The sequence below is a fragment of the Streptomyces sp. NBC_01294 genome, assembly GCF_035917235.1.
Taxonomy (GTDB): domain Bacteria; phylum Actinomycetota; class Actinomycetes; order Streptomycetales; family Streptomycetaceae; genus Streptomyces; species Streptomyces caledonius.
Genome location: NZ_CP108423.1, coordinates 6,525,372 through 6,538,377, shown reverse-complemented (window position 1 = coordinate 6,538,377; position 13,006 = coordinate 6,525,372). Strand labels below are relative to the sequence as shown.

The following is a 13,006-nucleotide window of genomic DNA, read 5'->3' as shown; positions in this document are numbered from 1 at the left end:
CTATGAGCGGCCCCCCGGGGCCTCAACCGGGTTTACACCGGGGGCTGCAGGCAGAGGTGCCAGCGTCCGGACCAGCCCGTCAGCGTGATCGTGGACAGCGGCCGGACGTCCACGTTCCAGTAGGTGAGCGGGGGCGCCTGCAGCGCGTAGACCAGGGCCGCCCGGACCACCGAGGGCTCCGCCACCGCCACGATCTCGCCCCCGTCGTCGGCGGGCCGGGTGTCGAGCCAGCCGCCGATCCGGGAGATGAAGGCGAGCAGGGACTCGCCGCCGTGCGGGGCGGCGCGCGGATCGCTGAGCCACAGGTCCACCGCCCCGGGCTCCCGTGCGGTCACCTCGGCCAGGGTCAGTCCCCGCCAGCGGCCCATGTCGCACTCGCGCAGCGCGGGCTGGGCCAGGGGCGCGTACCCGAGGGCCTCGCCCGTGGCCCGGCTGCGCGGGGTCGGCGAGCAGTAGCGCAGCTCGGCCGAGCCCAGGGGGACCAGGTCGCGCGCGGCGGACTCCACCGACCGCCAGCCGGCTCCGTCCAGCGGGCGGTCGTCGTCGAAGCGCTCGGCGAGCAGCGAGGAACTGCGGGCTGCGGCGACGAGCGAAACCCGAACATGCATGCGGTGATGGTGGGCCGCAAGCAGCGAGCGGTCAAGCGTCCGGACCGAGGGCACCGGCCGGGCCGCCGGCCGCGCCGCCCGGCAGACCATCCTGCGGACCGCCTGCCGAACCCCCCGTCGGGCCACCCGGTAGGGCGTCCCCCAGGCCCCCGCGCAGCCGCTGGACCGCCTCCACCAGTTCCCCTGGCCCCGACACCCCGGCGAAGCTCAGCCGGACGTGCGGACCCGGCGGCTCCGCGCAGAAGTACGGACGGCCGGGCGCCACTGCCACCCCGGCGCGCAGGGCCGCCGCCGCGAAGGCGGTGTCGTCGCCGCCCCCGGCCATCCTCGCCCACAACTGGTATCCGCCGGAGGGCAGATGGGGCAGGGTCAGCCCGGGCAGCTCCCGGCGCAGGGCCCCCGCGAGCACGTCCCGCCGGTGGCGCAGCTCGGCGGCGACGGTGCGCAGGTGGCGCGGCCAGGCGGGCGCGCCGACCAGTTCGAGTGCGGCTTCCTGGAGCGGCCGGGGCACGAAGAAGCTGTCCACGACCTGGATGGCGCGCAGCCGGTCCACCACCGGGCCCCGGGCGGCGAGCGCGCCCACGCGCAGGCTGGGCGAGGTGGCCTTGGTCAGGGAGCGGACGTGTACGACCACCCCGTCGTGGTCCTCGGCGGCCAGCGTCGCGGGCAGCGGGCCGGAGTCGTCGTGGGCCAGGGCGCGGGCGTAGTCGTCCTCCACCACGAACGCCCCGGCGGCCCGCGCGATGCGCAGCACCTCGGCCCGCCGCGCGGGGGCCAGGATCGAGCCGGTCGGGTTCTGGAACAGCGGCTGGCACACGAACACCCGCGCCCCGGTCGCCTCGAAGGCGGCGGCCAGCAGCTCCGGCCGGACCCCTGCGCCGTCCACCGGGACGGGGACCGGCCGGCATCCGGAGGCGCGGGCGATGGCCAGCAGGCCGGGGTAGGTCGGGGACTCCACCAGGATCGGCGCCCCGGGCGGGGCCAGTGCCCGCAGGGCGGTGGTCAGCGCGCTCTGTCCGCCTGCGGTGACCAGCACGTCGGCGGCCGAGACGGCCCCGCCGATCTCGCGGGCGAACCAGTCGCGTAGCTCGGGCAGCCCCTCCATGGGCGGGCGGTCCCAGGCCCCGGGGCGCCGCCCGGCCCGGGCGAGCGCGGCGGCCATGGCCCGCTCGGGCTGGATGGAGGCGTGCAGGTAACCGCTGTTGAGGCCGATCACCCCGGGCGGCGGCGCGGCAAGACAGGCCATCACCCCGGAGGCGTCCACCGAGCGCGGCACGATCTCCCCGGGGGCCTCCGCGCTGAGGGCGACCTCCTGCCAGGAGGTGTCCCCGGGCGCGGGGGGCGCCGTACGCGGGGAGGCGCGGAAGACCCCAGAGCCGGGCCGGGTGACGACCAGGCCCTCGGCGGCGAGCTGGGCCAGGGCCCGGGAGACGGTGACGGGGCTGACCCGGTAGCGCTCGACCAGGGCCCTGCTCGACGGGAGCTTTCCACCTACCAAGTAGCGGTTGAGCTCGGACCGCAGGGAATCCGCCAGTTCCGCCACACTGCTACGCTCATACATGACAGCACAGAATAGCGCTACTCTCCCGAAGGCGATAGCGGTCAAGAGCCCGGGGGGCCGGGGCACGGCCCTCGCCTCGCTCGGCGTCCTCGCCTTCTCGCTGACCTTCCCCGCCACCGCCTGGGGACTGGAGAGCTTCGGCCCGTGGTCCCTCGTCGCCCTGCGCAGCGTCCTCGCCGCCGTCATCGCGGGCGCCTTCCTGCTGGCCCGGCGGGTCCCGCTGCCCGCCCGCGAGCACTGGGCGGGCCTGGCCGTCGTCGCCGCCGGGGTGGTCGTCGGCTTCCCGCTGCTCACCACGCTCGCGCTGACGACCTCCACGACCTCGCACGCGGCCGTCGTGGTCGGTCTGCTGCCGCTGACCACCGCCGCGCTGTCCGCGCTGCGCACCGGAGCCCGGCCCCCGCGCGCCTTCTGGGTCGCGGCGGTCGCCGGGGCCGTCGTCGTGCTCGGCTTCACGCTGGCGCAGAGCGGCGGCTCCCTCTCGGCGGGGGACGCCTACCTGTTCGCCGCGCTGCTGGTGTGCGCCGCGGGCTACACCGAGGGCGGGCGCCTGGCCCGGCTGCTGCCCGGCTGGCAGGTCGTCGGCTGGGCGCTGGTCCTGTGCCTGCCGCTCAGCCTGGCCGGCTCGGCGCTCGGGCTCGCGTACGAGCCGGTGCACCTCACCGGCCACGGGCTGGCCGGCCTGATCTGGGCGGCGGCCGGATCCACCTTCCTCGGCCTGTACGTCTGGTACCGGGGCATGGCCGAGATCGGCGCACCGCGGGCCAGCCAGCTCCAGCTCGCCCAGCCGCTGCTGACCCTCGTCTGGTCGGTGGCGCTGCTCGGCGAGCACCTCTCGCCCGCGGCACCGGCCGCCGCCTGCGCGGTGCTGGTCTGCATTGCGGTGACTCAACGGGTCAAATAGCCCCGGAACGACCTAAACTGCTAGCACCGGATCGGACCGCCACCGAGGAGGTCACTATGCGCGCGACCGAGGGCGACCAGCTGGTGCAGCACGGCAGGATCGTCGGACAGCACGACAAGGTGGGCGAGATCACCCAGGTCCTGGGCGAAAACGGAACCCCCCCGTACCGGGTCCGGTTCCAGGACGGACACGAGGCTTTGATGGCGCCCGGACCCGACTGCACGGTCCGCCACCCGTCGGAGGCCGACCACTGAATCAGCGCGGAGGGACCGCCGAGCCGTAGTGGTCGGCGACCACCCGGGCCATGGCTCCGTTGGGGTCCGCGGCCACGTGCTTCGCCGAGAAGTACACGTGGCCGCGGACCTCGGGATATCCGCGGGCGAAGCGCAGGTGCTTCGACAGCTCGCCCGGGTCGCGCCAGGCCGCCGTGGGGCTGTCCTCGTCGCAGCGGTACAGCGCCTCCCCGACGTACAGGTCCACGTCCGTGCCCGCGACGGTCCGCGACCACCAGGGGACGAGGGCGGAGTAGTCGGCGGTCGGGTGGCCGATGTGCCAGTACGCCTGCGGCACGACGTAGTCGATCCAGCCCTCCTTGACCCACTTGCGGCTGTCCGCGTACAGGTCGTCGTACGTCCCGAGGCCCTGCGTCGGCGAGCCGAGCGGGTCCCGGTCGGCGTTGCGCCAGATCCCGAACGGGCTGATGCCGAACCGGGCCGCCGGCCGGACGGTCCGCAGCCGCTCGGACATCTCGCGGACCAGGGTGTCGATGTTGTCGCGGCGCCAGGCGGCGCGGGAGGCGAAGGATCCCCCGTACTGCTCGTAGGCGTCGTCGTCGTCGAAGTACTCCCCGTCGACGGGGTACGGGTAGAAGTAGTCGTCCCAGTGCACCGCGTCCACCGGGTAGCGGGCGACGGCGTCGAGCATGGCCTCCTGGACGAAGCGCCGCACCCCGGGCACACCGGGGTTGTAGTAGAGCCTGCCGCCGTACTCGACCGTCCAGCCCGGGTTCCGCGCCGGATGCTCGGGCACCAGCCGGTCGATGTCGGTGTGGTTGGCCACGCGGTACGGATTGAACCAGGCGTGCAGCTCCAGCCCGCGGGCGTGCGCCTCGGCGACGGCCGTGCCCAGCGGGTCCCAGCCGGGATCGACCCCCTGCTCCCCGGTCAGCCACTGCGACCACGGCTCCAGCTCGGAGGGCCAGAACGCGTCGGCGGCCGGCCGGACCTGGAGGACCACCGCGTTGAGCCGGCGCGCGACCGCCGTGTCGAGCAACTTCAGCAGCTCCGCGCGCTGCTTCGCGGCGGACAGCCCGCTCTTGGAGGGCCAGTCCACGTTCACCACGGAGGCGATCCACATCCCCCGGAACTCGGCGGTGGTGGCCCGGGCCGGGATCCCTGCGGACCCACGCGGCACCGCGGCGGCGCCCGGCCCGGCCGTGGCGGCGGCGATCACCCCCGCGGCTCCGGCCAGCAGTGCCCGTCGACCGATGTACGCCATGTGACGACTCCGTTTCGCTGAGTGACATCGGATGATGTCCGCCCAGCATGCCCGCCCCGGCCCGCCGCCCCGCGCAAGGTCGGGAGTAACGTCGGGGGGCGTGGCGGGCGCCGGAATCGTACGGGGGACCCGCCGACGGAGAGCTGCGAAAGGCACGAAGTGACTGACCTCCCTTCCGACATCACACGAGTCGGCGTAGTGGGCTGTGGCCAGATGGGCGCGGGTATCGCCGAGGTGTGCGCCCGCAGTGGCCTTGAGGTCAAGGTCGCCGAGACCACCGGCGAAGCCCTGGAGATCGGCCGTACCCGGCTTCACAACTCCCTGACCAAGGCCGCCGAACGCGGCAAGATCAGCGAGGAGGAGCGGGACGCCACCCTGGCCCGGCTCAGCTTCACCACCGACCTCGGCGAGTTCGCCGACCGCGACCTCGTCATCGAGGCGGTCGTCGAGAACGAGCAGGTCAAGACGGAGATCTTCCAGGTCCTCGACCAGGTGATCACCCGCCCGGACGCCATCCTGGCCTCCAACACCTCCTCGATCCCGCTGGTCAAGCTGGCCGTCGCGACCTCGCGGCCCGACCAGGTCATCGGCATCCACTTCTTCAACCCGGCCCCGGTGCAGAAGCTCGTCGAGCTGATCCCGGCGCTGACCACGGGTGAGGAGACCGTCAAGCGCGCGGAGGCCCTGGTGCGGGACGTGCTGGGCAAGCACGCGGTCCGCGCCCAGGACCGCTCCGGCTTCGTCGTCAACGCCCTCCTCGTGCCCTACCTGCTCTCCGCGATCCGGATGTTCGAGTCGGGCATCGCGAGCCGCGAGGACATCGACAACGGCATGGAGCTCGGCTGCGCCCACCCGATGGGCCCGCTGAAGCTGTCCGACCTGATCGGTCTGGACACCATCGCCTCGATCGCCGACTCGATGTACGCCGAGTACAAGGAGCCGCTGTACGCCGCTCCCCCGCTGCTCCAGCGGATGGTCGACGCGGGCCGCCTGGGCCGCAAGACGGGCGCGGGCTTCTACCCGTACGGCTGACCGTACGGACGTTCCGCGCCGTTGATCCCTACGGTTGATCCCTGCCGTTGGTCCCTGCCGTTGGTCCCCGTTGTTCCCTACGGCCGGCCCAGCCGCAGGTGGTGCAGCAGGAGCAGCCCGGCCGCCATGTTGGCGGCCGGGATCTCCCCGCGGGCGATCATGTCCGGCACGAGTTTGAGCGGGACCCATTCCCTGCGCGAGGACTCGAAATCGTCCTCGGGATGGCCCGTGTAGGTGGCGCCGTCCGCCCAGTAGAGGTGGTGGCGGGCGTCGGTCAGCCCGTTGGACGGCTCGACGGTCATCAGGTGGTGGAGCGGGCCGGGCCTCCAGCCCGACTCCTCCTCCATCTCCCGGGCCGCCGCGACCGCGATGTCCTCGCCGTCCTCGACGACCCCGGCGGGCAGTTCCCAGCCCCAGCTGTCGGTGATGAAGCGGTGCCGCCAGAGCAGCAGCACCTCGTTGGCCTCGTTGACGGCCGTGGCGGCTGCGACCGGCCGCAGCCGGATCACGAAGTGGTCCAGGTGCCGGCCGTCGGGAAGTTCCACATCGGCGAGGTTCACGTCGAACCAGCGGTTCTTGTACACAGTCTGCTCACTCAGGTTCGTCCACTGCACGGCTGTGCCACCTTCCGTTCGAGTAGGTGGCAAACATGGCAGCAGCTGACCGGTCACAGCGGAACGCGCAGCGCCCCGTCGATGATCCGCGCGGTCTCCTCCGCGCCCGAACAACCGCTGGTCAGCAGCTGTTCGCGGACCGCCCGCAGCCGGTCGCGCAGCCGCAGCGACTCCATCCCCTTGGCCCGCTCGGCCATCTCCGCCGCGGCCGCCGCGGCCCGGTCCGCCTCCCCCTGGCGCAGCTGGATCTCGCACAGCATCGCCAGCCGGTGCACCCGGCCGCGGTCGTGAGCGGGGGTGCCGACGGCGGCGGTCGCCTGGACGTGCGCGGCCTCCAGATCGCCCAGACTGAGCAGCGCCTCGGCGACCTGGACGTTGACGAGCCCCGGCTGCACGTAGCCGGTCTCGTCCGGTTCGGTGCCCGGGCGGATCCGCTCGGCGGCCGCCTCGGCCTTGCGGATGCAGGCCAGCGCGGCGTGGGTGTCGCCGAGTTGGGCGTACGCCTTGGCCTGCATCGCGTACAGGTCGGCGGCGAGCGCCGGGGTGGTGTGCCGGCCGGCGGCGCGCAGCGCGGCCTCGGCGAAGGCGACGGCCTGGCGGTACTCCCGCAGGTGCAGCGACTGGTTGACGATCAGCGCGATGACGTAGGCCCCGAGGCCCCGGTCCCCGCTCGCCTTGGCCAGGCGCAGCGCCTGGTGGAAGTAGCGCTGGGCCAGCCCGTGGGCGTCCGAGTCGTACGCGCAGATCCCCGCCACGGCCACGAGGGACCCGGTGGCCCGGTGCAGCCGGCGGCCGAGGCCGTCGGAGTAGCTCCCGCGCAGCATGGGCGCGGTCTCGCTGCCGAGGAAACGGACGATCCGGTCCCGGGTGGCCACGCCGCCGGCCCGGCGGTACATCAGCTCGTAGTGGGCGCGGGCGGCCTTGAGGGTCTCGATGTGCTCGGGACCGATCCGGTTCGGGCCCTCGCGGGAGACGTCGGCGTCCTCCGGCGGATTCTCCCATTCCCAGACCGGGATGACGGCGGGCGTCCCGGTGACCGCCTCGGCGGTGAGGAGTTGGGGCCGGGCCTGGCCGTCGGAACGCCACAGGGCCGCGGCCCGGTCCACGAACCCGCTGAGCGGGGAGGCGTGCAGGGAGACGGGCTGGTCCGGCACGCCGAGCCCGATGTCGTCCAGGCCGACGGGCCGCCTCAGCCGGCCGCCGAGCACCTCGCAGATCAGGTCGGGGACCTGGCCCCGCGGCCGCTGGCCCTTCAACCACCGTGCCACGGCCGTGTGTTCGTAACGCAGGGCGAGTCCGCGGCTGCGGCCTGCCTGGTTCACGTACGCGGCGAGTCCGGCATGGGACATGCCCGCCTCGGCGAGAAGGGCGTCGAGCAGGACATTGGGCTGCATGGGCCGCTCCCGGGGCTCGTCGGTCTCAGGCTAGTGGGTGCGCGGTTCACACGGGGTGTGAACCGTGTACGCGCATAAATGCGATGCGCACTCTGCCGCGCGGGCCCCGGCGGGCGCTTCACTTAAGGGCCTCGCCAAGAGGCGGCTCGGGTCGTCGGCTCCCCCTCGTACAGTGCGACGACCCGTCACCGCGCCGCCCGCCCTGCTGTCTGCCCGACACTCCATGGCAGGCGGGCGGCGCGTTCCGGCTCCGCCGGCGCCCGGTTGGTCGCCGGGCCCCGGCAGGAGCCGGGCCGAGAGCGCGCCGGACCCATCCACCGGGTCCGGCGCGTGTGGTCAGAACCGGTCGTTCCGGAGCACCAGCAGGGCGACGTCGTCGGCGAGTCGCCCGCCGGTGTGCCGGAGCAGAGCGGCGTGCACGCCCGCGACCATCCGCGCGGGCGTGAGCGGTGCCGGTGCCTCTGCGAGGACGCTCCGCAGGGGGAAGAACGCGCCGGCGGGGTTCCGGGCGTCCTCGGCGCCGTCGGTGTGCAGGAACAGCGTCTCCCCGGGCCGCAGTTCCCCGCACGCGTGCGGCTGCACGTCCGCCGGTACGGGCACCACCCCGAGCGGCGGCCACGTCTCGCCCCCGTCGAGCGGACGTACTTCCGCGGGCCTCTCGTGCATGGCGGGGTCGGCGGTCCCCTGCGGCGCCGTTGCGGGGGCTCCGCCCCCGAGCCCCCGCGCCTCAAACGCCGGCGAGGCTGAACTACCCAGCCTCGCCGGCGTTTGAGGCGCGGGGTCCGGGGCAGAGCCCCGGCTGCGCGCAGCGCAGTGGTCCGGGGCCGGGCGCAGGAGGTAGGGCCAGGGGTGGCCGCAGTTCAGGGCCAGCAGGGTGCCGTCCGGGGTGATCTGGAGGAGCAGGACCGTCACGAACTCCTCCGCCGCCGGGGACTCCGGCTCGCCGGAACACGCGGCGGGATGCTCCGCGCGGGCCCGGTCGCGGACGTGGCGGCCCAGTGCCCGTTCCATCCGCCGCAGGACACCGCCCAGCGACGCCTCGTCGTACGCGGCTTCGCGGAACGCCCCGAGGACCGCGGCCGCTGCACCCAGCGCCGGCAGTCCGTGGCCCCGTACGTCCCCGATGACCACCCGGATCCCGTGGGCCGTCGGCACGGCCTCGTACAGGTCCCCGCCCACCGCGGCACCCCGGCTCGCCGACAGCTGCGCCGCGGCCAGCGTCAGGCCGTCGATCCGCCCCGGCAGCGGCCTCAGCAGCGCCCGTTGCGCGGCGCCCGCGATCTCCTGCGAGCGGCGCAGTTCGTTCAGCAGTCCCCGCCGGATGTGCAGGGCGCACCCCGTGGCCAGCAGCAGGAAGGCCGCGCAGGTGGCCAGGCTCGGCACCAGCCGCCCCGGAGTGGCCAGCTCCCAGGACACCGCGGCGCCGCCCCAGGCCAAGACGCACACCCGGCGCACCTGGGGCATCTCCCCGCGCGTGATCATCCGTAGGACTCCCCTCCGGCCGGATCGATTGTGTCGACCGACCGGCACCCGGGACACGGCCCTCCGGCGTTCTCACCCGAATGAGTGAGGAGGGGTCCCCCCACGCCCGCCAGAGCGCAGGGGGCACATCCGGTGGTCCGGATGCGCCCCTCAGCAGGCCTCGAACGGGTCCGAGGACCGGGCGGCTACGCGCCCCGGAGCACCGCCCCGGTCCGCTCGCCCGCCAGCGCCACCGCCGCGTCGCGCGCGGCCGTGGACTCCTCGGCGGTCAGCGTCCGGTCGGCCGCGCGGAAGCGCAGCGCGTAGGCCAGGGACTTCTTGCCCTCGCCCACCTGCTCACCGGTGAACACGTCGAACAGCCGCAGCGACTCCAGGAGTTCGCCCGCGCCCTTGCGCAGGGCGGCCTCCACCGAGGACGCCGGGACCGACGCGTCCACGATCAGCGCCACGTCCTGGGTCGCCACCGGGAAGGTGGAGATCCGGGGCGCCTTGAGGGCCTCGCCACCGGCCGCCGCGAGGCGGTCGAGGTCGATCTCCATCGCGCTGGTGCGGGCCGGCAGGCCCATCGCCTTGACCACGCGCGGGTGCAGCTCACCGGCGTGGCCGATGACCCGCTCGACACCGTCGATGGTCACGACCAGCTCGGCGCAGCGTCCCGGGTGCCAGGGACCGTACTGGCCCTGGCGGACGACGAGCTCGGTGCCGGCCTCGACGGCGAGCGAGCGGGCGGCCTGGACCGCGTCCGCCCAGTCGGCCGGGCGGCCCTTGCCCCACCAGCCGGCCTGCTCGCGCGCGCCGGCCAGCACGACCGCGGCGTACCGCGGCTGCGCGGGCAGGGCCGCGTCCAGGGTGGCGATCTCCTCGTCCGTGGGACGCCGGTCGACGGGCAGCCGTACGGCGACACCCGGCCGCGCGGCGGCCCGGAAGACCGAACCGGTCTCGAAGAGCGCGAGGTCGTGGCTGCCCCGGCTGTCGTTGCGGCGCAGCGCGCCGAGCAGACCCGGCAGCAGCGTGGTGCGCAGCGCCGGCTCCTCGTCGGAGAGCGGGTTGACCAGCGTGACGACCTGGCGGGTCGCGTCGTGCGCCGGCAGCTGGAGCTGGTCGAAGACGCCCACGCCGAGGAACGGGTAGTTGAGCGCCTCGACGTAGCCCGCACCGGCCAGTGCGCGGCCGACCCGGCGGTGCAGCTGCTGCCGGACGGTGAGACCACGGCCGGACGGCGCCTGCGGGAGGGTCGACGGGAGGTTCCCGTAGCCCTCCAGCCGGATGACCTCTTCGGCGAGGTCGTTGGGCGCGGCGAGGTCGGGCCGCCACGAGGGGAGGGTGACGACGAGCTCGTCCTGGCCGTAGACGTCGCAGCCGATCTCCTGGAGGCGGCGCACGACGGTCTCTCGGCCGTACTCCATGCCCGCGACCCGGTCCGGGTGGTCCGCGGCCATGGCGATGGTGCGCGGCGCGCCCGGTGCGACGACCTGGGTGACCCCGGCCTCGGCGGTGCCGCCGGCGAGGAGCACGAGCAGGTCCACGGTGCGCTGCGCGGCCGCGGCGGCGGCCTGCGGGTCGACGCCCCGCTCGAAGCGCTTGGAGGCCTCGGAGGAGAGCTTCATGCGGCGGGCGGTGCGCGAGATCGACACGGAGTCGAAGTGCGCGGCCTCGATCACGACGTCCGTGGTCCCCGTGACCTGGCCGGTCTCGGGGTCGGTGACGGAGTCGGCGATCTCGGTGTTGGCGCCGCCCATGACGCCGGCGAGGCCGATCGGCCCGCTCTGGTCGGTGATCACCAGGTCCTCGGCGTCGAGCGTGCGCTTGACCCCGTCGAGGGTGGTGAACTTCTCGCCCTGCTCGGCGCGGCGGACGCCGATGGTGCCTTCGATCCGCGAGCGGTCGTAGGCGTGCAGCGGCTGGCCGAGCTCCAGCATCACGTAGTTGGTGATGTCGACGGCGAGCGAGATCGGGCGCATGCCCGCCTTCTGCAGGCGGCGGGTCAGCCAGATCGGGGAGCGCGCGTCGGGGTCGAGGCCGGTCACCGTGCGGGCGGTGAAGAGGTCGCAGCCGGCCGGGTCGTCGATCGCGACCGGGTAGCCGTACGAGTTCGGCGCGGGGACGTCGAGCAGCGCAGGGTCGCGCAGCGGCAGACCGTAGGAGGTGGCCACCTCGCGGGCGATGCCGCGCAGGGACATGCAGTAGCCGCGGTCCGGGGTGACGTCGATGTGCAGCACCTCGTCGACGAGCTCCAGGAGCTCGATCGCGTCGGTGCCGACCTCGTGCTCGTGCGGCAGCACGATGATGCCGTGCGTGCCGTCGTCGCCCATGCCCAGCTCCTCGCCGGAGCAGATCATGCCGTGAGAGGTCCGGCCGTACGTCTTGCGCGCGGCGATGGCGAAGTCGCCGGGCAGCACCGCGCCGGGCAGGACCACGACGACCTTGTCGCCGACGGCGAAGTTCCGGGCGCCGCAGACGATCTCCTGCGGCTCGCCGGTGCCGTTGGCCCCGCCGACGTCGACCGTGCAGAACCGGATCGGCTTGCGGAAGCCCTCGAGCTCCTCGATGGTCAGCACCTGGCCGACGACGAGCGGGCCCTTGAGCCCGGCGCCGAGCTGCTCGACGGTCTCGACCTCGAGGCCGGCGTCGACCAGCTTGGCGGCCACGTCGCGGCCGGTCGCACCCGCGGGGAGGTCGACGTACTCCCGCAGCCAGGAAAGCGGGACGCGCATCAGATCTCACTCCCGAACGGCCGGGTGAAACGCACGTCACCCTCGACCATGTCTCGCATGTCTTCAACGTTGTGACGGAACATCAGCATCCGCTCGATGCCGAAGCCGAAGGCGAAGCCGCTGTACTTCTCGGGGTCCACACCGCAGGCGACGAGCACCTTGGGGTTGACCATGCCGCAGCCGCCGAGCTCGATCCAGCCCTCGCTGGAGCAGGTACGGCACGGGCGGTCGGGGTTGCCCACCGACTCGCCGCGGCACACGTAGCACTGCATGTCCATCTCGGCGGACGGCTCGGTGAACGGGAAGAAGTGCGGGCGCAGCCGGGTGGTGGTCTCCTCGCCGAAGAGCTCCTTGACCATGTGGTCGATGGTGCCCCGCAGGTCCGCCATGGTCAGGCCCTCGTCCACGGCCAGCAGCTCGACCTGGTGGAAGACCGGGGTGTGCGTCGCGTCGAGCTCGTCGGTGCGGTACACCCGGCCCGGGCAGACGATGTAGACGGGGGGCTTGCGCTCCAGCAGCGAGCGCGCCTGCACCGGGGAGGTGTGGGTGCGCAGCACGACGCCCGACTCGTCGCCCTCGGTGCCCTCGGGCCCCCGGACGAAGAAGGTGTCCTGCATCTGGCGCGCCGGGTGGTCGGGCGTGAAGTTGAGGGCGTCGAAGTTGAACCACTCCGCCTCGACCTCGGGCCCCTCGGCGACCTCGTACCCCATGGCCGTGAAGATGTCCGCGATGCGGTCCATCAGCGTGGTCAGGGGGTGCCGTGCGCCGGCGGGGACGCGGTCGTAGGGCAGCGTGACGTCCACTGCCTCCTCGACCAGCACCCGCTCGTCGCGCTCGGCCTCGAGCTCGACCGTGCGGGCCCCGAAGGCCTTGTTCACGGCGCCTCGGGCCTGGCCCACTCGCTTGCCCGCCTCGGCCTTGGCCTGCGGGGGCAGCGCGCCGATCTCGCGGTTGGCGAGCGCCAGGGGCGAGCGGTCGCCCATGTGCGCGGTCTTCGCCTCTCGCAGCGCGTCGAGGTCGCCGGCGGACGCGAAGGCGGCGAGCGCCTCGTCCCGCATGCGCTCGATCTCTTCCGGTTTCAGTGCCTCGACCTCGACAGGGTCGTACGACTTGTTCGGTGCCGACATCTCTTCCCGTACTTCCGATGGCTGGCTGGTGGGTCCCCGTACGACTCGATCGGCACAAGGACAACACAAAGGT

The 13,006-nt window shown here is 73.7% G+C and carries 11 protein-coding genes; 3 read left to right on the top strand and 8 right to left on the bottom strand.

What is annotated here, in order from left to right; translation table 11 throughout:
• Window positions 1-32: 32 nt before the first annotated feature.
• Both OG534_RS29540 and OG534_RS29535 read right to left on the bottom strand, forming a co-directional pair.
• Entirely contained in the window at window positions 33-608 is a 576-nt protein-coding gene (locus tag OG534_RS29540; protein ID WP_326592056.1) for a histidine phosphatase family protein, read from the bottom strand.
• A gap of 31 nt (window positions 609-639) precedes the next feature.
• Window positions 640-2,169: an aminotransferase-like domain-containing protein gene (locus OG534_RS29535; protein ID WP_326592053.1), complete on the bottom strand. Its 1,530-nt coding sequence runs from the start codon at window positions 2,167-2,169 to the stop codon at window positions 640-642.
• On the opposite strand from OG534_RS29535, the gene OG534_RS29530 reads away from it, so the two are divergent.
• Window positions 2,168-3,073, top strand: coding sequence for a DMT family transporter (locus tag OG534_RS29530; RefSeq protein WP_326592052.1), 906 nt, complete (start codon window positions 2,168-2,170; stop codon window positions 3,071-3,073). The genes OG534_RS29535 and OG534_RS29530 overlap by 2 nt on opposite strands.
• 56 nt (window positions 3,074-3,129) lie before the next feature.
• Window positions 3,130-3,327, top strand: a complete 198-nt coding sequence (locus tag OG534_RS29525; RefSeq protein WP_326592050.1) for a DUF1918 domain-containing protein — start codon at window positions 3,130-3,132, stop codon at window positions 3,325-3,327.
• A gap of 1 nt (window position 3,328) precedes the next feature.
• On the opposite strand, the gene OG534_RS29520 is transcribed toward OG534_RS29525, so the two are convergent.
• Window positions 3,329-4,570, bottom strand: coding sequence for a glycoside hydrolase family 10 protein (locus OG534_RS29520; RefSeq protein ID WP_326592049.1), 1,242 nt, complete (start codon window positions 4,568-4,570; stop codon window positions 3,329-3,331).
• A 159-nt stretch (window positions 4,571-4,729) separates the two neighbouring features.
• On the opposite strand from OG534_RS29520, the gene OG534_RS29515 reads away from it, so the two are divergent.
• Window positions 4,730-5,602, top strand: a complete 873-nt coding sequence (locus OG534_RS29515) for a 3-hydroxybutyryl-CoA dehydrogenase (RefSeq protein WP_326592048.1) — start codon at window positions 4,730-4,732, stop codon at window positions 5,600-5,602.
• A gap of 77 nt (window positions 5,603-5,679) precedes the next feature.
• Here the strand turns inward: OG534_RS29515 and OG534_RS29510 are convergent, their stop codons facing one another.
• The 5 genes from OG534_RS29510 to pheS form a co-directional block, all read right to left on the bottom strand.
• Window positions 5,680-6,216 (bottom strand): NUDIX hydrolase, encoded by a 537-nt coding sequence (locus OG534_RS29510; protein ID WP_326592046.1) that lies wholly within the window; start codon window positions 6,214-6,216, stop codon window positions 5,680-5,682.
• A 53-nt stretch (window positions 6,217-6,269) separates the two neighbouring features.
• On the bottom strand, window positions 6,270-7,610 hold the full coding sequence (locus OG534_RS29505; protein ID WP_326592044.1) for a transcriptional regulator: 1,341 nt from the start codon (window positions 7,608-7,610) through the stop codon (window positions 6,270-6,272).
• Window positions 7,611-7,946: 336 nt separating this feature from the next.
• Window positions 7,947-9,092, bottom strand: coding sequence for a PP2C family protein-serine/threonine phosphatase (locus OG534_RS29500; RefSeq protein ID WP_326592042.1), 1,146 nt, complete (start codon window positions 9,090-9,092; stop codon window positions 7,947-7,949).
• 185 nt (window positions 9,093-9,277) lie between these two features.
• Window positions 9,278-11,806, bottom strand: coding sequence for a phenylalanine--tRNA ligase subunit beta (pheT, locus tag OG534_RS29495; RefSeq protein ID WP_326592041.1), 2,529 nt, complete (start codon window positions 11,804-11,806; stop codon window positions 9,278-9,280).
• On the bottom strand, window positions 11,806-12,933 hold the full coding sequence (pheS, locus tag OG534_RS29490) for a phenylalanine--tRNA ligase subunit alpha (RefSeq protein WP_326592039.1): 1,128 nt from the start codon (window positions 12,931-12,933) through the stop codon (window positions 11,806-11,808). The genes pheT and pheS overlap by 1 nt, the downstream gene beginning before the upstream one ends.
• Window positions 12,934-13,006: the final 73 nt, after the last annotated feature.